Raw genomic sequence first — 20,111 nt, forward strand, 5'->3', positions numbered from 1 at the left:
GCATTTGCATTTCGCAACCTTATACTCTAGTAATTTCGGAAATTACAGAAATTACTAGAGAGGGCGTTTATGCGGATGCGTCGTGAAGCACAGTTAGCAACCAGAGACAGGTGCGAAGTAAACTGGATAGCATCCGACAGCGGTGCCGATGCTGTTAAGGGGAAGGTGCGCTGGGATCCCGCTCACTCCCTATGGAATGGCGGGATGCTGGTCGTTGCTGTGGCGTTCGGTGCGCAGACGTTCAGCTGGGGCGCATTCGCTGTTTTCGTCCTGCTTTCCGGCGCGTTCATCTTACTTGGCCACTCGCTCGGCTTTCACAGACTGCTGATTCACCAGAGTTTTCAGACGCTTAGACCGCTTCGCTATTTCCTGATCTGGTGCGGAGTAATGGCAGGGATGAGTGGCCCGCACTGGATCATCAAAACCCATGATTTGCGAGACTGGGCCCAACGCCAGGCAAAATGCCATCCCTACCTTTCGCATCGCTCGGCAATCTGGAAAGATGCTTGGTGGCAGTTACACTGTCGCCTTCAATTGAAGCGGCCCCCGCAATTCGATCTTGGCGAAGTCGGCAAAGACCGCTTCCTGCGTTTCCTTGAAGCCTCATGGATGCTCCATCAGCTACCGCTGGCACTCATCTTGTTCGCTCTTGGTGGATGGGGTTGGGTCGTCTGGGGAATCTGTGCCCGCGTCGCATCGACCGTCCACGGCCACTGGTTCGTTGGCTATCTCGCTCACCGAAGAGGGCCGCAAAGCAATCTTGTCCGCGATGCTGGCGTTCAGGCGCACGATGTCCCGTGGGCCGCGATCCCGACGATGGGGGAGGCCTGGCATAACAATCACCATGCCTATCCGGGGTCAGCAAAGATCGGCGTTTATCCGGGTCAAAGCGATTGGGGCTATGCCTTGATCGCGCTTCTGCAGAAGTGCGGTCTTGTCTGGGACGTTTGCCTCCCGAGAGATATGCCTGACCGTAAGCGCTCTCTCGAATCCGTCCTTTAAATCACCTTCACGCCTGCAAGGATCGCCGCGACCGCCACCCCCAGGGTCGGCAGGAGGGTGCACAGCATTCCAATCATCCGCAGCATGCCCGGCTTGTCAGAATTCAGGCCAATCGCATGAAAGACGCGCCCGACCAGAAACAGGCCTGCCGCCACACCCAGTAGCCAGCCCGAATGGTCGGTGATTTCCAGTACGAAGACCAGCAGCAGGAATAGCGGGGTGTATTCGGTGAAATTGCTATGTGCGCGCATCGCCCGCTGTAAGGTCACATCGCCGCCATCGCCATGCGCGATATTGCCTTTTTGCCGCGCGCGGCCGCAGCGCCAGAAATGCCACAGATTGATGAGCGCCGCGATCCCTGCGCTCAGCAGTGTGATATGAAGGTCCGCCATTGCGTTCTCCCGATTCGATCCCATTTGCAGCCTTAGCGGGGTGCACAGCGCTTGCAACGCACAGAAAAATCGGTATAGCGCGCGCCTTCGCCGTATCCTGCGAGATTGTTCTCCGCCGCGCTTGCGCGGGTGGAAGCCATCGCCTAGGGCGGCATCCAACAGTTTTTATCAAATTACAGGAACAGGTGCCGCCATGGCTGTCCCTAAGAGAAAAGTTTCACCGCATCGCCGGGGCAATCGCCGGGCTCACGATTCGCTCAAGGTTGAGGCATTCCACGAATGCTCCAACTGTGGCGAGCTGAAGCGCCCGCACATGCTTTGCAATGCCTGTGGCCACTACAATGGTCGCCAGGTTATTGAGCCCAAAGGTCTTTAAGACTTCGGCATTGGATAGGAGCGTTAGCGCATGAGTCTGCCGCGTATCGCGATTGATGCGATGGGCGGCGATGAAGGCGTGCGCGTAATGGTGCATGGCGCTGCCGAGGCGCGCCGTGACCATGACAAGTTCCGATTCCTGCTGGTGGGTGACGAAGCGCGGATCAAGTCTGCGCTCGACGAGCATCCCGGCATGGCTGCGGCCAGCGAAATCCTGCATTGCGATGAGGTTGTGGAGGGCGATGAAAAGCCCAGCCGCGCCATTCGTCGTGCCAAGACTACAAGCATGGGTCTGGCCATCAATTCCGTGAAGGAAGGCGTGTGCAGCGCTGCGGTAAGCGGTGGCAACACCGGCGCGCTGATGGCGATGAGCAAGCTTGCCTTGCGCACCATGCCCGGTATCGATCGCCCGGCGCTTGCGGGCCTTATGCCCACCCTTGGAGAGAATGACGTGGTCATGCTCGATCTGGGCGCGAACACCGATTGCGATGCGCGCAACCTCATCCAGTTCGCGATCATGGGCGCCGCCTATTCGCGCATCGTCACCGGCAAGGCAGAGCCACGTGTGCGCCTGCTCAACATCGGGACCGAGAGCATCAAGGGCACCGATAATCTGCGCGACGCAAGCCAGCGCCTGCGGGATGCGACCGGTCTGGCGATGGAATTCGACGGCTTTATCGAAGCGGACAAGATCAATCGCGGCGAAGTCGATGTCGTTGTGACCGATGGCTTTTCGGGCAATATCGCGTTGAAGGCAATCGAAGGATCCGCGCGTTTCGTGACCGATTTGCTCAAGACCGCCTTCACCAGCTCGCTGCGCTCGAAGATCGGCTTCCTCGTCAGCCGCCCGGCGACAGAGCTGCTGCGCCACCACCTCGATCCCAATAATCACAATGGCGGGGTGTTCCTTGGCCTTAACGGTGTGATTGTGAAATCGCATGGCAGCGCTAATGCCAAGGGCGTGGCCAATGCCGTGCATGTGACCGCGCGCCTGCTGGAGGATGACATTACGACCCGCATTGCCGCCGATCTCGCCGAAATGGGGGAAGACGCCTTGCGCGAAACCGGGAACGGAAACGGCGCTGGCGAAGAGCCAAAGGTATGATCCGATCCGTAATTCTAGGCTCCGGCTCGGCCCTGCCGAAGCGCTGCGTAAGCAATGCAGAGCTTGCCGAACAGGTCGACACTAGTGACGAATGGATCCGCGAGCGTACGGGAATTACCCAGCGCTACATCGCGGGCGAGGGTGAAACGACCGGCACGCTGGCGACCGCCGCTGCGCAGGCCGCGCTCGATGATGCAGGCGTTGCTATTGCCGATATTGATCTGATCGTTCTCGCTACAGCAACTCCCGATCGCACATTCCCGGCGACCGCTACGCAAGTGCAGGCGGCGCTGGGGGGCAAGGGCTTTGCGGCCTTCGATGTTGCAGCGGTTTGCTCGGGCTTTCTCTATGCGATGGGCACGGTGGATTCGATGCTGCGCGCCGGCATGGCAAAGCGGGCAATTGTGATCGGCGCCGAAACCTTCAGCCGTATCCTCGACTGGGAGGATCGTACTACCTGCGTTCTCTTCGGTGATGGAGCCGGCGCGATGGTTGTCGAGGCGCGGGACGTGGCAGAAGATGGCCCGGGCCTGCTCGCCACGCGCCTGCACGCCGAGGGCGAACATTGCGATTTGCTCTATGTCGATGGCGGCCCTTCGACCACCGGCGAAGTCGGCAAGCTTCGCATGAAGGGGCGGGAAGTCTTCCGCCATGCCGTGACCAACCTCTCCAGCGTGCTGGCGGAGGTGCTGGAGGATGCAGGCCATGTGCCGGACGACATCGACTGGGTCGTGCCGCATCAGGCGAACCAGCGTATTCTTGACGCGACTGCCAAAAAGCTCGGCCTGCCGCCGGAAAAACTGGTCGTGACGGTGGGGCAGCATGCCAATACGTCCGCAGCTTCGGTTCCACTCGCCTATGATGTCGCGCGCAAGGACGGCCGCATCAAACAGGGCGATCTGGTGATGCTCGAAGCCATGGGTGGCGGCTTCACCTGGGGCGCCAGCCTCTTAAGAGTGTAAAATCTCTGCGAGTGTAGGATTTTTCCCGCTTAATTCCTGCCTTTACCTTGCTTTCATCCTGCGACGGGGCCATAGAAGTGGCTGTGGGTCGCTAGTGTTGGGAAGGAATAGTCATGGATTCCATGCGCTCCGTTGGTACTTTGACGCGCGCCGATCTGGCGGAAACGATCAACCACAAGCTCGGTTTTTCGCGGGCCGAAAGCCTCGATCTCGTAGAAGCCATTCTCGCCAAGATGTGCGACGCCATGACCGATGGCGAAAACGTCAAGATTTCCGGCTTCGGCAGTTTTGTTCTCCGCGACAAGAAAGAGCGCATTGGCCGCAACCCCAAAACAGGCGTTGAAGTGCCGATTACTCCGCGCCGGGTGATGACATTTCGCGCCAGCCACAAGCTGAAAGACCGGATCGCCAACGCCGGATGAGCGGACCCTCGTCCTCCGGGCCACTGTTCGAAGACGGCAAGGCCGAAGGTGCGATGCGCACCATCGGGGAAGTGTCGGCCGCCTTTGGTATCAAGGCGCATGTTTTGCGCTATTGGGAACAGCAATTTCCAAGCCTGAACCCGCTGAAACGCAGCGGTGGCAGGCGGCTTTACCGCGCCGAAGATGTCGCGATGGTCGAAACGATTAATCGCCTGGTCAATGAAGAAGGCTACACGCTGAAAGGCGCGAAGAAGGCGATCGCGGCAGGAGATTCTGGCCCGAAAACCTCGCGGTCAGAGCCGACTGACGCGCAGCCCGTGCGGCGCGAGGTCGAAGCGGATAGTGATGCTGGACAAGCGGGCGGCGAAGAGGCTGAGGTGACACAGCAATTGCGCCAGATCAGGGATCGTCTGGCGGCCGCGCTCGACTGATCCTGTCGTACCACCCCGACCCAAACTTTCAGATCTAGGCAGAAACCGCGTCGAACATGGCGGCGAGGCTTGGCTGTGCATGAAGAATGCGGCGATGGCCGAGGCCATCGAGTGGGCGCAGCGTCACTTTCTCACCAAGATTGGCGTATTTCTCCGCCGCGTCGAAGCCGACCTCGCGGTCATCGCGAGAGTGGAGGACAGTAAGGCGATTGGGGCAGTCGGCAAGCAGTAGATTCCCGTCCATCGCCTCCAGGTCGACACCGAACGGCTCCACCAGGCGATCCTCAAACCATCGCTGCGCCGGGCGAGAGATGCCAATCCAGCGCGAGAACTGCTCCGTGACATCGGCTAGCCTGTTGGGCGATGCGATAAACAGCAGCTGAGTCGCATCGGTCAGGCCACGCGAAAGTCCGCTCGCTATCGCCAAGGTCGTGACAGGTCCGCCAAAACTGTGCGCGATGACCTGATCGATGGGGCCGTAGCGATCGGCGACAGCGATCATTGCCAGCACGCAGTCCATCAGTTCCGCGCGTCGCCCGCTAGACTTGCCGTGCGCCGGCATATCGAAAGCTACGACATCGAACCCGCGCTGCTGCAGTTCTTCGACCGGTGCAGTCATGAAGGCCGCATTGCTCGTCCAGCCATGAACCAGGAGAACAGTTCCGCGCGAATTCGATGTGGCAGCTCTGAAACGATAGCTCGCGATGCGATAGCCGTTCACGCGCAAATCGCTGCGCTCGGCCTCATCCAGCTTCGCTTGCGCTTTGCGCGCAAGTCGCTTCTCTGCCTCCGTGTGGATGGCTGGCGGCAGCGGATGGGTGAACAGGAACAGCGCGGCACGGCCCGCAGTCACCGGGCTGGCGGCCGACAGATTTTCAAAAAGGCGAGCGATGTTGGTCACGGCAGGTCTGCTTGCAGTCTCTGATAACGCTGTTATCACATTGCGCAACGGAGCGTATTCGTCAAGAGCAACTGCACAGGTCGGTGGCCGGACCGCCTGCCGAGGACAGGGCATGGAAAACCGCAATTCACTCATCACAGCCGCGGCGATTGCCATCGAGGAAATGTCCGTCGAAGGCCTGACTGTGCGTGAAGTCGCCAAGCGGGCCAAGCAGTCGACCATTGGAATCTATCGCAATTTCGCCGGGAAGGCTGGCTTGCTGGACGCGCTATTCATGCAGGGTTTCGAGCGGTTGGGTGCCGCCGCCAGGGAAGCGGGCGAGCGTGGGAGTGATCCGCGCAAGGCAGTTCTGGCAGCGGTTCAGGAATATCTGCTGCTCGCACGCAAACAGCCGCAGCACTATCGCCTGATGTTCAATCCGCAGACGACGGGATATGTGCCTTCGTCAGAGGCGCGGGATATCGCTCTTGCCAATTACGAATTCTTCGTCGCTTTGGTCGCTCGGCTGGAAGACGTCGGCACTGAGGCTCGGCGAATTGCCGCCGATCTTGTCGCCATGGTTCACGGACATGTCTTGCTGCGCAGCCAGAATTTCGGCCCGGATATGCAGCCCGAGGAATGGTCTTCCCAGATTATGCGCAGAGTGGAGCGCCAGCTCGATTTGCTGACACGGCACTGATCAGCCCGCTTCCGGTCCCAGTTCTGGATCGAGGTCACGGGGCCGAGCGAAATGCACGAGTTTTCCGCAACCGCTTTCAAGCTCCGACCAGTCATCGATATCGAGCTCAAACACCGCAAAGGCAGCGGTCGGATATTTCCGCATCACTTCTTCGAATAGCTCATCCTCGCCTTCGGTCGGCACGAGTGTCAGCGCTAATTCCTGAAGACCCGGATTGTGCGCCGCGACCAAGACCGCACCGGCATCGTCAGCATTCTCGCTGACCAGCGCCATCAGCGTCGCGGCGTCTCCCAGATAAGCCTTTTCCTTGAAAACGGTGCTGATCTCTAGCTCACTAGCTTCAAGCGTCCGCTTCACCCGTTCTGCCGGGCTGGCGACGATCAGATCCCACTTTGCGCCATGTTGCCGAATGTGATCACCCATGAGTTTTGCGCCCTTGCGCCCGCGATCGTTCAGCCCGCGATCGAAGTCGCGCAGGGACAGATCGTCCCAATCGGATTTGGCATGACGCAGCAGGCCTAGGCGTTTCACGCTGGACGTTCCTCTCGTTCGATCCCCGGCTCGCACGAAACACCCGCTGCCACGCGTTGTAAAGCCTCATCTAGCGAAAGCCGGGTGATGGTCACACCTGTAGGAAAAGCGGTGAGCAGGCGGCTCGGGAAAGCGGGTGAGAGCACGATGAAGTGACCGCGATCATCGCGGCTGCGGATCAGTCGCCCGAAAGCCTGCGCCAAACGGCCACGAATGATCCGGTCGTCGTAGGAAGAGCCCCCTTGGGCAGCACGACGTGCGCGGTGGAGAATACTGGGCTTGGGCCAAGGCACCTGCTCCATCACAACGCAGCGCAGCGACTCGCCCGGCACGTCCACACCATCGCGCAGGGCATCGGTGCCGAGCAGGCTGGCGCGCGGATCATCGCGGAAGATATCGACCAGAGTGCCGGTATCGATAGGATCCACGTGCTGGGCGAACAGCGGCAATCCTGCCCGCGCCAGCCTGTCTGCAATCCGTCCATGAACCGCGCGCAGTCGCCGAATGGCGGTGAACAGGCCGAGCACGCCTCCGCCCGACGCCTCGACGATGCGCGCGTAAGCTCCCGCAAGCCCCGCCAGATCGCCTTTCTTCACATCGGTCACGATCAGCACTTCAGCATTGCTGGCGTAATCGAACGGACTTTCGGCTTGTGCGACCTTTGGCTGCACTTCGATATGCGGCGCGCCGGAGCGGGCAATGGCGCTTGACCAGTCGCGCCCCTCGGCGACCCGATCCGTCAGGGTGGCGCTGGTGAGCATCACGCCATGAGCGCCATCCAGCACGGTGTTGGCGAAGGGCTTCATGGGGTCGAGGAAGTGCCGGTAAAGGCCGATATCGAACTCGCGAGCATCGCCGCGTTCGACTGCCAGCCAGTCGACGAATTCCGGATCGGCGGGGCCGCCCAATCGTCCTAGCAGCGATTCCCACGCAGCCAGCGTGTCAATGCGCCAGCTGAGAGAGAAGCGCGCACCTTCGATCCGCGCCCGGCCTTGTCCATCCAGCCAGTCGGGGGCGTCCTCCAGCATCGCCTCCAGCCGCACGCCCAGCTTGATGAGCGGCTGTCGGATTGCGGCGAGAGCCTGCGCGGCGGCCTGTGCCAGCTCGACGAAATTGCCTTCCAAACCCGCGGCCTCGGTCTGTATTCCATATCCTGCATCCGCAGCGCCGCTCTCGTCACGGGCGTAGGTTATCGCGCGCACGGCTGCGAGCAGCGTTTCGATCTCTCCCGATGGCGCGTTTTCAGCGATACGACCGAGCCACCCGTCGGAGGGGAGGGCGTGGGCGGCTTCGCGCGCGGCTTCGATCGCTTCCCCGCCTGCCTCGTCATAGCTTGCGACATCGGCGAGCCGCGCGGAGAGACCGCGCCGCCGTCCTTTTGAGCCGCGTTCGGGCCCGATGATCCAGCGGCGCAGCTCGATAGCTTCCTGCCCGGTCAGCGCGGCAGAAAAGGTGCTGTCGGCGGCATCGAAAACGTGATGGCCCTCGTCAAAGATAATGCGCGTCGGGCGCTGCGCATGGTCGCGCCCGCGTGCGGCGTTGACCATCACCAGCGCATGGTTCGCGATCACAAGATCGGCCTGCGCGCTCGCCCGTGCGGCGCGTTCGATAAAGCATTTGCGGTAATGCGGGCAACCCGCATACACGCACTCGCCGCGCTGATCGGTCAGACTCTTGATGGCGCGGTTGCGGAATAGCGTGCCCAGCCATCCGGGCAGGTCGCCGCCAATCATGTCACCATCCTGCGTAAAGGCGGCCCACCTTGCGACCAGCTGCGCAAGGATCGCCGCGCGGCCACCAAAGCCGCCTTGCACGGCATCCTCCAGATTGAGCAGGCAGAGGTAGTTTTCGCGGCCCTTGCGCACAACGACCGGACGCGATCCATCGGGCCGCTCTTCCGGCCAGGCGCGGCGGCTTTCCGCGCGGAGTTGGCGCTGCAAATTCTTAGTGTAGGTGCTGACCCAGACTGTGCCCTGCGCCTCCCGCGACCAAAGCGAGGAGGGGGCAAGATAGCCCAGCGTCTTGCCAATCCCCGTACCAGCCTCGGCCAGCAGGACATGCGGCCGCGCCTTCTTTTCACGCGGAGCGAAGATGGTGCCGACTGCGCTGGCGTAGTCGCGCTGACCTTCGCGCCGCTCCGCAGCAGCGCCCGTAAGCTCCTCCAATTGGCCGAGGATTCGATCCTCGCCTAATGTCAGCTGGGCAGGCTGCGGCCTTTCGGGTGCTTCCTGCCACTCGGGCAATTTGGAAAAGAGCCATTTCTCTGCCGTTTTGGGCTGGCGGATATGCGGCGCGACCACGGGCGCCCATGCCCAGCGCAATTTGGCGAGCGATTGCAGGACGCTCCATGCCCCCTCGCGCTCTGCCCAGTCTTCGGCTTCACAATGCTCAAGCAATTGCGTGGCGGCCAGTTGCAGGAATTCGGGGACCTGCGCACCGTCCTCCGGCTCCTCAAGATCCAGCGCATGGGCGAGGCCCTTGGGCGTCGGAACGCAGAATTTCGCCGGATGTACAAAGGCGAAGAGCTCAAGCAGATCGAGACCGGACAAATCCGGATAGCCAAGCCGTGTGGCGATTAGCGGAGCGTTCACGATCAGATGCGGGGTATCGGCAGCAGCCATCACCGCCTGGCCTTTGGAAAGGCCTTCGGTTTCGCCATTGGCCGCACGATACCAGCTGCCGGCGTGGCTGGCGTGCAAAGCGGGAAGGGGAAGCGGCTGTAGCGGCATCGAATCCACTATCGGCGATGAGAACGAATTGTAAACATTGCTCTGCCAGACAATCGGTGAACAGATCTGGCGAGGAGGGATCGGCCATGCGGAAATTCGTGATGTCTTTTGTGGCCTTGGCCGTGCTTTCGGTTCACGCTGCAGCTCCGGCAAAGGGTTTTGAGCAGCGCTCGCCCGAGCAGGTGATTGCGAGCGCCACTGCTGCCTATCAGGCGCGGGATCGTGCGCGATTTGTTGCCCATTTCGCGGACGATGCGATCGTCGATGCCAATGGTTTCACCTTTCAGGGCAGGGCGCAGATTGCCGAAGCCTATGCGCAGAACTTCCGCCCCGATGCGCCAACAGTGCGCGTGGTCGACCGGGAGGCTTATGCCAACCGCGTGATCGATACGATTGAGTACACCGAACGCGGGCAAGTCTATTGTTGCACTGTCACCGCCTATTTCGTGGAAGACGGCCAGATCACCTATGCCCGCGTGACGATGTAAAAAGGCCGATTGTCGCAGCACAGGCGCTATTCATCGCACCTGTTGGGGGCCGCCCTCGGCGGATGAATATTCGTTCAGGATATTCTCGGCTCGCTGCGCTATGGCGGTCGCCATGAGTTTGCGACCACTATTCTGGGCAATGATCGTTGCAGTCATGCCAATCGCCGCGATGGCGCAAGACGCGCCTGCTCCGCAGAGCAGCGCGACGCCTATAACGCCCGCAATTCCGAGCGATTTTCAATTGCCGCCGGGGGAAGGTGAGTCTCAGCAACAGCCTCAGGCAAGGCCGAGCGCAACGGCAAATCCGATTGTGCAGGAATTGCCGGTTCAGCCGACACCGACACCGACAGCGAATCCTTCGCCCGCCGCGAGTAATCCTGAGCGCGAGCAGTCAGAGCAGCGACGCGTCGCCGAACCTGCCGGGACACCGGAATTGGTCGAGGTGGAGCCAGCGGAGAGCGAAAGCTCGACGCCATCAACGGAATTGCAGCCGGAGATTTCTACGCCATCCGCAGATTTAACCGATGGCCCAGCCACCTCCGAAACGGCCGAAGCCAGTGGAAATTCGCTCTGGTTCGCGCTGATTGGCTTGTTGGTGGTCTTGGCGCTTGCGGCTTTCGCATTCATGCGGCGCAGGAGTACGGGTGAAAAAGCTCCTATGGTCGAAGCTGAGGCGCCTCTACCCGAAGCCCCTAAGCCCGCTCCCGCCGCAAGCGAAAATGAGCCTGCACCGCCGGCTAAGCGCCAATATGATCCAGCCACCCTGGTATCGATCAAGCCGCGGACATCGCAGCCTCCTCAGAGAGCTCCTGCGCCCACGCCGAAGCCGGCCACAGACGGCCTGGTCTCCACCAATCTCGCAGCTAAGCTTCGAGAGCAGCGCGCAGCTTTGGAAAGGGCAGAGAAAGCGCAGAAGGAGCGAGCCAAGCCCGCTCCCCCCGCAGTGAATCGATCAATCTCTTTCGATTGGTAGCGATCAGCTCGCGCTTTTTTCTCCGTCACCCACCTGTTCGATACGCAAGGGTTCCGGGAACATGTTGGTGACGATCGGGAAGGGAATGCCGATTTCCGCAGCGTCGAGGCTCTTCTTGATGGCCTTGATCGCCTCGCTCTTGGTCTGCCGCAGATCGCGTGCTGCGGACTGTGCATACCACTGGACGAGGAAGTTGATCGAGCTGCCGCCGAATTCCTGCGCGTAAACAATCACGGGGCGATCTTCGACGACGGCATCTACGGTAGCCATCGCATCGTAGATCGCCTGCTGCGCTTTTTCGAGGTCGGCATCATACGAAACGCCCACAACAACTTCGTTCCGGCGTACGGTGTCGTCAGTCAGTATTTCGACCGGGTTCTTGAACAGCATTGAGTTTGGCATGACCGTCAGCTCGTTGGACAACTGGCGAATATAGGTTTCGCGCAAAGTGATCTTCTCGACCTTACCCATCACGCCTTCGCACTCGATCAGATCGCCTATGCGCATCTTCTCGCGCAGCATGATCAGCACGCCCGCGAGGAAGTTTTCGAAAATGTCCTGAAAGGCAAAACCAATCGCCAGTGCGCCGATGCCGAGGCCTGCGATCAGTCCGGCGGGGGTGAAGCCCGGGATCGCGACGATCAGTGCGAGTATGATGCCGCCGATCCAGATCAGCAGGCGCACAAGCGTCTGGATAAGCTGGCGCAAATCTTCGCGCAGTTCTGTCTTTCCGATGATTGCATTGGCGATGCGCAGCGCGAATTTCGTGACGATCCATGTGATCAGAAGAACGACAATCGCGATTGCGAGATTGGGCAGCATAGCGACGGCACCATTCCACATGTCCATCACATTGCTGCGCAGAATTTCGATGTAATCCAAAGGAGACCCCATTCATTGTCCTGTTTTGCGATTAACGTGAGTTGGTCGCTAGGGTTCCGAAACGTTTCGCACTTGCGAAATCGCCGCCTTTGGGCAATGCGCAACGGATGACTTTCAGTACCGATCTCATCACCGCTGCTCGCAATTCCAAGGCCTGGCCTTTTCAGGAGGCGCAGCGGCTTTTCAAACGGTATCGCGATTGCAAGCCCGGCGGCGAAACGGTGTTGTTCGAAACCGGTTATGGCCCTTCGGGTCTCCCGCATATCGGCACGTTTCAGGAAGTGCTGCGCACCACGCTCGTGCGCAAGGCATACGAGATCGTCGCCGCCGATGAGGACGGCAATCCCGCGCCCACTCGGCTTGTGGCATTCAGCGACGATATGGATGGCCTGCGCAAGGTGCCGGACAATGTCCCGAACAAGGCCCTGCTTGAGGAGAATCTCCACAAGCCGCTGAGCCGCATTCCCGACCCCTTCGAGAAGTACGAAAGCTTCGCCGCGCACAACAATGCGATGTTGCGTGTATTTCTCGATCGCTTTGGCTTCGACTATGAATTCATCGCGGCGAGCGACAAGTACAATTCGGGCGCTTTCGATGATGCCCTGCGCGGTGTCCTGCGCAACAACCAGGCTATCCTCGACATTATGCTGCCGACCCTGCGGGCCGAGCGTGCGGCGACCTATTCGCCGATCATGCCGATCAGCCCGGCCACAGGACACGTGCTGCAAGTGCCGGTCGAAGTCGTCGACGCCGATGTGGGCATGATCCGCTTCACCGATGAAGACGGCGCGGTGATCGAGCAGAGCGCACTCGGCGGCATGGCCAAGCTGCAATGGAAAGTCGATTTCGCGATGCGTTGGGTAGCGCTCGGCGTCGATTACGAAATGTATGGCAAGGACCTGACCGACACAGGCATCCAGTCCGGCAAGATTGCGAAGGTATTGGGCGGTCGTAAGCCTGAAGGCCTGATTTACGAGCTCTTCCTCGACGAGAAGGGCGAGAAGATCTCCAAGTCGAAGGGCAATGGCCTGACGATCGAGGAATGGCTGACCTATGGCACTGAAGAGAGCCTGGGCTTCTACATCTTCCCCAATCCCAAGAGTGCGAAGCAGCTCCATTCCGGCGTGATCCCGCGCGCGGTTGATGATTACTGGCAGTTCCGGGAGCGCATTCCGGAGCAGGATATCGACAAGCAGCTCGGCAATCCGGTGTGGAACCTGCTGCGGATCAAGGACCCCAGCGGGTCGCAGCCTCCGGTCGGGTCGGGCGATACGCTGCCGGTGACCTATGGCCTGCTGCTCAATCTGGTCGGCGTGCTGGGGGCAGAGGCGGACAAGGATCAGGTGTGGTCCTACCTTGGCAATTATGTCGAGAACGCCGATCCCAAAGCGCATCCCGCTCTCGATGTGCTGGTGGAGAGGGCGCTCGCCTACAACCGCGATTTCATCGCCCCGACGATGGTCAAGCGCGCGCCGGAAGCCAACGAGGCCGCGGCGCTCAAGGCGCTCGATGCTCGGCTCGCTGAAGTGTCCGCCGATATGCCTGCCGAGGATTTGCAGACCATCGTCTACGAGATCGGTAAGGATGAGGCATTCGGTTTCGACAATCTGCGTGACTGGTTCAAGGCGCAGTACGAAACGCTGCTCGGCTCCTCCCAAGGACCCCGCATGGGCAGCTTTATCGCGCTCTACGGTGTCGAGAACACGCGCAAGCTGATCGCCGAGGCGCTGGCCCGGTAGTTCCGGTCACACCCAGTTCTTGGTGCGATACCACTTGGTGATGATGTATTTGCTGCCCTGCTGAACGGGGCGGCCGGCGTGCATCGTCATCGGGTTGGTCGTTCCATCAGGCTTGGCATTGTTCCATGCGAGCAGCACGCCGGGTTTGGGCTCGATCGAGATGCCGATATCGATGAAATCGGTGGTGCCGCCAGCTTCCACATCATTGAGGAACACCATCGTGGTGTAGCTACGCTGGCCGCCACGGCTCATTTCGTGTTCCCAATAGCTGGTGTCCGGATGGAACCAGTCATGGTGTGGCTGGAATTCCTGCCCCGGCATGTAGCGCTGGCCCTGGATCGTCTCGCCGAATTCGGATTCCACGCCGATCAGATCGTCGATCCGGCGGCTGATCTTCTTTACGAAGGGATCGTAGGGATCGACGTCGCCGGAATAGCTGGTGCGGTATCCTGCCGAATAATCGATATCGAACACGACGCTGGGCCGCGCCGTGGCATCAATCAGTTCCATCATCTTCGCGCATTCGGCGGGCGTCATGAAATCGCCAATAGCGTATAGCTCGATCTCGTCTGAGGGCACTTTGTAGGCAGCCGGATTGTCTGACAACCGTTCACGCACGCGCTTGCCGATGCTCTTGAGACCAGCCTGATCGGCATTGGGCGGAAATTTGCTCTGCTTCGTATCGCTCATCTTGCTGCCAGCCATTCCATTGCCGCCGCCTGTAGGCAAGCCCCAATTGGCGGGAGCAGGCGAGCCCTGACATGCGAAACCCCCCGCCACTTGCGTGACGGGGGGCTATTGCCGGCCACTCGCTCCGGCAATCGGTTGATCGGGCTTACCAGAAGAAGTCGTGGATCACGTCGACCACTTCGCCGGTGTAGATGTCCACCAGCAGCACATCGTCATAGTAGCGCACCCAGCGATAGGGGCCGTAGACATCGGGCAGACGGTACGTCCACGGATCGTTGATCCAGTAGCGGCTGCCGAAGAACAGCGTATCGAGGTAGAAGCCGATGTTCAGCCGGCGATAGCGATACCCGCGATAGGGCGCGTAATACCGGCCGAGGCGATAGTGGCTGCGGTTGTTGTAGCGGTGACGGTTCCAATTGTACCGACTGTCCCGACGCCAATTCTGCCTGTTCCACCGGCGATAGTCGCGCCGCGCTTCACGGCGACCCTCACGGTAGCCATCGCGATAGTTGTAGCGATCCCGGCGGTAGTCTCCGCGCTGGTCTCGGTAACGGTCGCGGCGGTCTGTACGCCGATCACGACGGTAATCTCCGCGCTGGTCCCGATAGCGATCGCGACGATCCGCACGGCGGTCACCACGCTGGTCGCGGTAACGATCGCGGCGGTCCGCACGGCGGTCACCGCGTTGGTCGCGATAGCGGTCACGGCGGTCGGCCCGGCGGTCTTGACGCGCATCGCCGCGGTTCGAGCCTACGCTCTCACGGACACGTTCGCCAACGGCGCGCGCCGGAGCGACAGCAGCGGGACGCCTTACGTCCGGCTCTGCTGCCCGGGCACGTCCGCCACCATTGCTGTCTGCACGGCGTGGACGGGGAGCGGCGCGTTCTTCTCCGCCTCCACGCCTGCCATTGCGGGCATCCCGATTGCCACGCCGGCCTTCACCGCGCGCACGATCACGTCGCCTGTCCTGACGATCAGCACGATCACCGCGCTGTTGTTCTGCAGCGCTCTCGGCGCCCGCAGCGGAAGCCGCAGTCGCCGGAGCCATAGGCGCCAGCATCATTGCAGCGATAGCGGCCAGGCCGCTCGTTTTCAGTAAGTCAGCGAGTCGCATTGCAACATCTCCTGTGTTGACCAATGCCGCCCGAGTGATGCGGCCCCAGTGCTATTGAGTTACGTTTGTCTTGTGTTGTCGCTATTTGTAGCAAGCTGTCCTGACCCGTAACTGAACCACGCTGTTGGGCTTCTGTTCATCTTCGCGGCGACTTTCCTGAACCACATCGCGTCTTGCCCTGCGCTGCGCCAAAGGGCAGGTGTCGCTGTGTGTACGAGACATTCGATCAGATCGCCGATGACATTGCAGGGCGGCTCGAGGAGGCCGCAAACAGCCGTCACAGCCCGATGCACACGCCCGTTGTCGCGACACGCGATGCCGATGCGCGGGTGATGGTACTCCGGGCCTATGACCGGGCCACACGGACCCTGCGCTTCCACACCGACGCGCGCTCGCTCAAATGCGATGTTATCGGGGAGGGCGCACCCGTTGGCGTGCTGCTGTACGACCAAGCGGCCAAGATCCAGCTGCGGTGCCGCGGCACAGGCCGGATCGAGCGCGATGGGCCCATTGCCGACGCCGCATGGGAAGCGAGCACCACTTTCGCACGTCGCTGCTACCTTGGCGATGGTCCGGGCACCGAAGTCGAACAGCCATCGAGCGGCCTGCCCGAATGGGTTGAAGGCAGGCAGCCGACGGAGGAAGAGGTCGCCCCTGCGCGCGAGCACTTCGCGGTTTTGCTGGTGGAGCTTGCCGTAGTCGACTGGTTCTTCCTCAGCAACGATGGCCACCGCCGTGCAGTGATCGACATGGTCACCCGTGTAGGACGCTGGATCACGCCTTAATGCACTGAGATCAATGGCTTGGTGCTTGGGGGTGTGACAGGTGTGACAGTGTCCAAGTGCAAAAATCAACGCCCCGAATTTCGGCGTGAAAATGGGGCGATATGGCGCGAGTTGAGAAGGAGCGATCGGCATGCCGCGCACTTTGCAGGCACGCCCGAGCTGTAGGAAAGCGCGAAGCTCCGGCTACTTCCTGCTGTCTTCCTCATCCCAGCGGTCGACTGCCTCGTCGACCACATCGAGCTTCATGATCTGGAGAAACTCCAGCACTTTGACCGCCAGCCCCATTGCCAAAAACCCCGCGATCACCGGGCCGATAAAGCGCCACAAAGTCGAAGAGCCCTCAAGCCCGTTCCACGACTGGATGCCCACCCAGATCCCGAAAGCGAAACACACCACCATCAGGAAGATCTGAAACTTCGGATTGCCCCTCATTTTGCCCCGTCTCTTACATCAAACCTTATCGCCCGGCGTCACCACAGTGATCACTCCGCGCACGGTGCGGTATAAAACAATTACCGTCGATGCGATCAACCCCACCATCAGCACGCAGGCAGTGAAGAGGCCATCATACATGCGCACATACCAGTTCTGCGGCATCTCCTCGAACTCACCAACCGGCAGGGTGAAGGCAAGCAGGACGATCAGGCTTATCATCATGGAGGCGGTCGCCAGTTTCGCCACCATATCAATGCTGCGATAGGTATTGTCGTCAAAGTCGCGATCGATCTTGCGGATCATTCCGATCAGCGTCAGCATGAGCGCGAGCGTGGTCGCGGATGCGGTTGTGATCGCGCTGCCCAGATACAATCCGGCGCGGCTCAGCGCCTCGATCAACTGCGTGGCTTCCGCCCCAGAATAGACATCGCCGATTGCCCAGCGCGCGCCCAGGCCGATCAGGCAGATGGCAATGAAAGTGCCACTGGCCCAAAGGTGATTGCGAATAGTATTGGTGAACCCCATGACTGCCCAACAATCAAAACCCCTTCACGTTTCAAAAGAATTGCTGGCTGCTTGCCAACCGCCGAGAGGCACGGGATAGAGGCAGCGGATATGGAACGGGCTTTCGAACAATGATCGATGAAACCGAAAGCGGCGGCTTTGGCAAAAAGGCGCTGGGCGTTGTTGCTGCGGCGGTGGTGACGCTCGGTGTCCTGTTCGCGGGCGTCTACCTTATCGATCCGAACGCGGTGCGAGAGCGGCTTGGCATTATTCCCGAACTCGACGTGCCCTATGTCTCCTCCCGGCCGCCCACTGTGCAGGCCATGGTGGAGATGGCCGATATCGGGCCGGACGATTACGTCATCGATCTTGGCGCGGGGGATGGGCGCATCCTGCTGGCCGCTGCCGTGGATCGCGGGGCAAGCGGGCTGGGCGTCGATCTCGACCCGGCGCTGGTGGAAGAGGCAACGGATGAGGCAGAGCGCTTGGGCCTGTCGGGCCGGGTGACCTTTCGTCAACAGGACCTGTTCGACACGCCGCTCAATCAGGCCGATGTCATCACCATGTTCCTGCTGCCCAGTGTCAATATGCAACTGCGCCCGCGCTTGCTGGATCTTGCGCCCGGCACCCGCATCGTCAGCAATCGGTTCGATATGGGAGACTGGGAAGCGGATGGGGAACGCCGGGTAGCGGGTTATCCGGTGTACCTATGGGTTGTCCCCGCTGCGGTGGAAGGTGACTGGATCGTCGAGGTTGGAGGCAGGGAAATTGAGCTCAGCCTGCAACAGACCTTTCAGCAGGTGCGTGGCACTGCGACAATCGATGGTGAGCCCGTCGCGCTAACAGCCAAGCTGACTGGCTCCGATCTTCGCGTGGAATTTCCCTCACCCTATCGAGGCCAGAATTTCCGCGCGGTGGTGCGGGAGGACTGGCTCGAACATCCGGATACGGCGGAAGTGCTGGGCGAACGCGCAGAACCGGAAGAAAGCCCCGAATGAAAAAACCGGCGGAATGCGATGCACTCCGCCGGTCTTCATGTGTCGATTGCGATGGGATCAGGCGGCAGCCTTGATCTCGCGCAGCGTGACATCGAAAGTGATGTCTTCACCGGCGAGCGGATGGTTGCCATCGGCCTTCACCGTTTCGTCGCCAACTTCGAGAATGGTGAGGATCACCGGCTGGCCGTTGGGGCCCTGCGCCTGAAGCTGCATGCCCGGCTGCGGGGCGGGCTCTGCCGGAAGATTGGTGCGCGGCAGGTCGACGATGGCGTCGTCACGGCGCGGGCCGAATGCATTGTCGGAAGGGATGGTGACCGTCTGCACGTCACCCACGCTCATCGAATTGAGAGCTTCTTCCACCTGCGGGAAAATCTGGTTTTCGCCGAGCTTGATGTCCTGCGGACCCGTCTGCTCGGTATTGCCGACAACGGTGCCGTCGGTCTTCTTCACGGTGTAGTCGATAGTTACGGTGTCGCCATTGCTTGGGGTAGTCATGGAATTCCTTCGGATTTGGTGTTCGCGATGCTGAAAAGCACCGACAGATACACGCGCCCGCGAACCGGGCGCCTCACCACGCTATGTGGGGACGGGGGCGGGGGGAGTCAAATTTGCCCTTTGATAGCGTAAGTTCGTCTGCAAACCGAAGATTGGTAGTTTCTTGCGGCGAAATCGAATGCCCATTGACGGCTCGTGGAGTGGCGACCTACATTTCTGACACTGCGGCACGAGGGGAACAACATGGAACTCGATTTTCTGCATGCGGGAGTCGCTGCTGTCTTGATCGCAGTCGCGGTCTTTTTGATCCGCCGGAATGATGAGCCGGGTGCTCATCGCAAATGGGATTGGCGGATTTTCTTCGCTACACTGCTAATCGTTGCCGTCCTCAACATCATTTGGCCCAATCTTCCGTGACGTCGTTTCTGGCGAAGGGTTTGCGGACAGGAGCGAGTTAGGTGGACGGGATGGTTCAGGCCACCGTTACGCTGCTGGCGCTCGTCAATCCGGCCATGTGTGTTGCGCTTTTCATCAAAGGGCGAGACCCGCACAAGTCCGGCCGAAATGTATCCGAAGCGATTGGTGCCGTGCTGGCCATTGCGCTTATTCTGTGCGTTGCCGCTTTCGCCGGGCGAAACATTCTAGCGTTGTTCGGCATCAGCTTGCCGGCATTTAGCGTTGCTGGTGGATTAGTGCTTGCGGCAATAGGAACGCGCATGATGGTTTCCGTTCAGGCGGCACCGGACCCCGAAACAAGCTATGCCGATGCCTCGATCACGCCACTAATCCTGTTCGCGGCCAGTCCGGGAACAATCACGGGCGTTATTACGATAGCGGCATCGCACAAGAACGGCAGCATACCCTTGGTTACCCTGATTGCCATCGGGATTGTGATGGGCATCTTGCTGGCAGTTTTGCTTGCCGCAGCGAAATTCAGCAAAAACGCGAAAAACGGCGGGCTCGCGAGACAGGTAGTAACAAGTTACATGGGCCTAATCGTAATCGCTATGGGCGTACAGTTTGCATTGACCGGCTTCAAGGATTTCATGCAAGCCTGACAGCACCTTGTTGGTTTCAGCAATCGATGAATGCTCTCCCACCAGAAAATTCCAAGCGCGGGTTGGTGCAAATCTCACGTCTCTGGCCATCCTCCACAGTGAACCCCGTTAGCGGCCCTGCCGACCGGAAATCATAGACTGGCCCCGTGATGTCGCTGATCGAACAGCGGATCGTGCGTCCTTCGATGACCGGATTTTCGCACAACGGTGAGCCGGATACCCGCAAGACATACCCGTCGAGCGTGCCCAGCCGACCGGCTGGCGTTCCGCTTCCGAGCTGGACCACACGGTCATCGGAACCGTAAGCCGGAGCTTGGTCGGTTGCGCAAGCACTAAGGCCGACTGCGGCGACGCCAATGATAAATTTTCTCATGCCGCGAGTATTCGCTGCTCACCTACAAAGATCAAGGCCTCGCTCTCT

Annotated in this window: 26 protein-coding genes; 13 read left to right on the top strand and 13 right to left on the bottom strand. The window is 60.4% G+C overall.

What is annotated here, in order from left to right:
- Nucleotides 1–69: 69 nt before the first annotated feature.
- Nucleotides 70–1,002 (top strand): acyl-CoA desaturase, encoded by a 933-nt coding sequence (locus O2N64_RS10135; RefSeq protein WP_271077489.1) that lies wholly within the window; start codon nt 70–72, stop codon nt 1,000–1,002.
- On the opposite strand, the gene O2N64_RS10140 is transcribed toward O2N64_RS10135, so the two are convergent.
- On the bottom strand, nt 999–1,394 hold the full coding sequence (locus tag O2N64_RS10140; protein WP_271077490.1) for an MAPEG family protein: 396 nt from the start codon (nt 1,392–1,394) through the stop codon (nt 999–1,001). The genes O2N64_RS10135 and O2N64_RS10140 overlap by 4 nt on opposite strands.
- Nucleotides 1,395–1,587: 193 nt before the next feature.
- Here O2N64_RS10140 and rpmF point away from each other — a divergent pair, with 193 nt between their 5' ends.
- From rpmF to O2N64_RS10165, 5 genes are all read left to right on the top strand, one after another.
- Entirely contained in the window at nt 1,588–1,770 is a 183-nt protein-coding gene (rpmF, locus tag O2N64_RS10145) for a 50S ribosomal protein L32 (protein WP_197921703.1), read from the top strand.
- Between the two features lie 30 nt (nt 1,771–1,800).
- Nucleotides 1,801–2,874 carry a phosphate acyltransferase PlsX gene (gene plsX, locus O2N64_RS10150; RefSeq protein ID WP_271077491.1) on the top strand — a complete coding sequence of 358 codons (1,074 nt, stop codon included), beginning with the start codon at nt 1,801–1,803 and terminating at the stop codon, nt 2,872–2,874.
- Complete coding sequence (locus O2N64_RS10155; RefSeq protein ID WP_271077492.1) at nt 2,871–3,836, top strand: beta-ketoacyl-ACP synthase III; 966 nt, start codon at nt 2,871–2,873, stop codon at nt 3,834–3,836. Before plsX ends, O2N64_RS10155 begins: the two co-directional genes overlap by 4 nt.
- Before the next feature lie 122 nt (nt 3,837–3,958).
- Nucleotides 3,959–4,258: an integration host factor subunit alpha gene (locus O2N64_RS10160; RefSeq protein ID WP_271079642.1), complete on the top strand. Its 300-nt coding sequence runs from the start codon at nt 3,959–3,961 to the stop codon at nt 4,256–4,258.
- Nucleotides 4,255–4,689, top strand: a complete 435-nt coding sequence (locus O2N64_RS10165) for a MerR family transcriptional regulator (protein WP_271077493.1) — start codon at nt 4,255–4,257, stop codon at nt 4,687–4,689. Before O2N64_RS10160 ends, O2N64_RS10165 begins: the two co-directional genes overlap by 4 nt.
- Before the next feature lie 34 nt (nt 4,690–4,723).
- Here the strand turns inward: O2N64_RS10165 and O2N64_RS10170 are convergent, their stop codons facing one another.
- Nucleotides 4,724–5,590, bottom strand: coding sequence for an alpha/beta hydrolase (locus tag O2N64_RS10170; protein WP_271077494.1), 867 nt, complete (start codon nt 5,588–5,590; stop codon nt 4,724–4,726).
- A 112-nt stretch (nt 5,591–5,702) separates the two neighbouring features.
- Here O2N64_RS10170 and O2N64_RS10175 point away from each other — a divergent pair, with 112 nt between their 5' ends.
- A complete protein-coding gene (locus O2N64_RS10175; RefSeq protein ID WP_271077495.1) occupies nt 5,703–6,269 on the top strand; it encodes a TetR/AcrR family transcriptional regulator in 567 nt (188 codons plus the stop codon).
- Here the strand turns inward: O2N64_RS10175 and O2N64_RS10180 are convergent, their stop codons facing one another.
- Entirely contained in the window at nt 6,270–6,800 is a 531-nt protein-coding gene (locus O2N64_RS10180) for a SixA phosphatase family protein (protein ID WP_271077496.1), read from the bottom strand.
- Nucleotides 6,797–9,529: an ATP-dependent DNA helicase gene (locus O2N64_RS10185; RefSeq protein WP_271077497.1), complete on the bottom strand. Its 2,733-nt coding sequence runs from the start codon at nt 9,527–9,529 to the stop codon at nt 6,797–6,799. The genes O2N64_RS10180 and O2N64_RS10185 overlap by 4 nt, the downstream gene beginning before the upstream one ends.
- A gap of 86 nt (nt 9,530–9,615) precedes the next feature.
- Between O2N64_RS10185 and O2N64_RS10190 the strand changes: the two genes are divergently transcribed.
- Complete coding sequence (locus O2N64_RS10190) at nt 9,616–10,017, top strand: nuclear transport factor 2 family protein (RefSeq protein ID WP_271077498.1); 402 nt, start codon at nt 9,616–9,618, stop codon at nt 10,015–10,017.
- Nucleotides 10,018–10,047: 30 nt separating this feature from the next.
- Here O2N64_RS10190 and O2N64_RS10195 read toward each other — a convergent pair whose 3' ends face one another.
- From O2N64_RS10195 to O2N64_RS10205, 3 genes are all read right to left on the bottom strand, one after another.
- Nucleotides 10,048–10,173, bottom strand: coding sequence for a hypothetical protein (locus tag O2N64_RS10195; protein WP_271077499.1), 126 nt, complete (start codon nt 10,171–10,173; stop codon nt 10,048–10,050).
- A gap of 171 nt (nt 10,174–10,344) precedes the next feature.
- On the bottom strand, nt 10,345–10,644 hold the full coding sequence (locus tag O2N64_RS10200) for a hypothetical protein (protein WP_271077500.1): 300 nt from the start codon (nt 10,642–10,644) through the stop codon (nt 10,345–10,347).
- A gap of 349 nt (nt 10,645–10,993) precedes the next feature.
- The gene (locus tag O2N64_RS10205) at nt 10,994–11,884 is read right to left on the bottom strand and encodes a mechanosensitive ion channel family protein (RefSeq protein ID WP_271077501.1); all 891 of its coding nucleotides are present in this window, start codon (nt 11,882–11,884) and stop codon (nt 10,994–10,996) included.
- A 95-nt stretch (nt 11,885–11,979) separates the two neighbouring features.
- Between O2N64_RS10205 and O2N64_RS10210 the strand changes: the two genes are divergently transcribed.
- The gene (locus O2N64_RS10210) at nt 11,980–13,611 is read left to right on the top strand and encodes a lysine--tRNA ligase (protein ID WP_271077502.1); all 1,632 of its coding nucleotides are present in this window, start codon (nt 11,980–11,982) and stop codon (nt 13,609–13,611) included.
- Nucleotides 13,612–13,617: 6 nt separating this feature from the next.
- Here the strand turns inward: O2N64_RS10210 and O2N64_RS10215 are convergent, their stop codons facing one another.
- Together O2N64_RS10215 and O2N64_RS10220 are read right to left on the bottom strand one after the other, a co-directional pair.
- On the bottom strand, nt 13,618–14,316 hold the full coding sequence (locus O2N64_RS10215; RefSeq protein WP_271077503.1) for a prolyl hydroxylase family protein: 699 nt from the start codon (nt 14,314–14,316) through the stop codon (nt 13,618–13,620).
- A 130-nt stretch (nt 14,317–14,446) separates the two neighbouring features.
- On the bottom strand, nt 14,447–15,415 hold the full coding sequence (locus tag O2N64_RS10220; RefSeq protein WP_271077504.1) for an RcnB family protein: 969 nt from the start codon (nt 15,413–15,415) through the stop codon (nt 14,447–14,449).
- 209 nt (nt 15,416–15,624) lie between these two features.
- Between O2N64_RS10220 and O2N64_RS10225 the strand changes: the two genes are divergently transcribed.
- On the top strand, nt 15,625–16,200 hold the full coding sequence (locus tag O2N64_RS10225) for a pyridoxamine 5'-phosphate oxidase family protein (protein WP_271077505.1): 576 nt from the start codon (nt 15,625–15,627) through the stop codon (nt 16,198–16,200).
- Nucleotides 16,201–16,383: 183 nt separating this feature from the next.
- Here O2N64_RS10225 and O2N64_RS10230 read toward each other — a convergent pair whose 3' ends face one another.
- Complete coding sequence (locus O2N64_RS10230; RefSeq protein WP_271077506.1) at nt 16,384–16,632, bottom strand: hypothetical protein; 249 nt, start codon at nt 16,630–16,632, stop codon at nt 16,384–16,386.
- An 18-nt stretch (nt 16,633–16,650) separates the two neighbouring features.
- Nucleotides 16,651–17,160 (bottom strand): hypothetical protein, encoded by a 510-nt coding sequence (locus O2N64_RS10235; RefSeq protein WP_271077507.1) that lies wholly within the window; start codon nt 17,158–17,160, stop codon nt 16,651–16,653.
- Between the two features lie 110 nt (nt 17,161–17,270).
- Here O2N64_RS10235 and O2N64_RS10240 point away from each other — a divergent pair, with 110 nt between their 5' ends.
- Nucleotides 17,271–18,137 carry an SAM-dependent methyltransferase gene (locus O2N64_RS10240; protein WP_271077508.1) on the top strand — a complete coding sequence of 289 codons (867 nt, stop codon included), beginning with the start codon at nt 17,271–17,273 and terminating at the stop codon, nt 18,135–18,137.
- A 57-nt stretch (nt 18,138–18,194) separates the two neighbouring features.
- On the opposite strand, the gene O2N64_RS10245 is transcribed toward O2N64_RS10240, so the two are convergent.
- The gene (locus tag O2N64_RS10245; protein ID WP_271077509.1) at nt 18,195–18,632 is read right to left on the bottom strand and encodes an FKBP-type peptidyl-prolyl cis-trans isomerase; all 438 of its coding nucleotides are present in this window, start codon (nt 18,630–18,632) and stop codon (nt 18,195–18,197) included.
- Between the two features lie 243 nt (nt 18,633–18,875).
- On the opposite strand from O2N64_RS10245, the gene O2N64_RS10250 reads away from it, so the two are divergent.
- On the top strand, nt 18,876–19,049 hold the full coding sequence (locus tag O2N64_RS10250) for a hypothetical protein (RefSeq protein ID WP_271077510.1): 174 nt from the start codon (nt 18,876–18,878) through the stop codon (nt 19,047–19,049).
- A gap of 50 nt (nt 19,050–19,099) precedes the next feature.
- Nucleotides 19,100–19,690, top strand: a complete 591-nt coding sequence (locus O2N64_RS10255) for a MarC family protein (protein WP_271077511.1) — start codon at nt 19,100–19,102, stop codon at nt 19,688–19,690.
- 16 nt (nt 19,691–19,706) lie between these two features.
- On the opposite strand, the gene O2N64_RS10260 is transcribed toward O2N64_RS10255, so the two are convergent.
- Nucleotides 19,707–20,063, bottom strand: coding sequence for a hypothetical protein (locus O2N64_RS10260; RefSeq protein WP_271077512.1), 357 nt, complete (start codon nt 20,061–20,063; stop codon nt 19,707–19,709).
- Nucleotides 20,064–20,111 lie beyond the last annotated feature (48 nt).

Source organism: Aurantiacibacter sp. MUD61, from assembly GCF_027912455.1.
In the GTDB taxonomy this organism is placed as follows: domain Bacteria; phylum Pseudomonadota; class Alphaproteobacteria; order Sphingomonadales; family Sphingomonadaceae; genus Alteraurantiacibacter.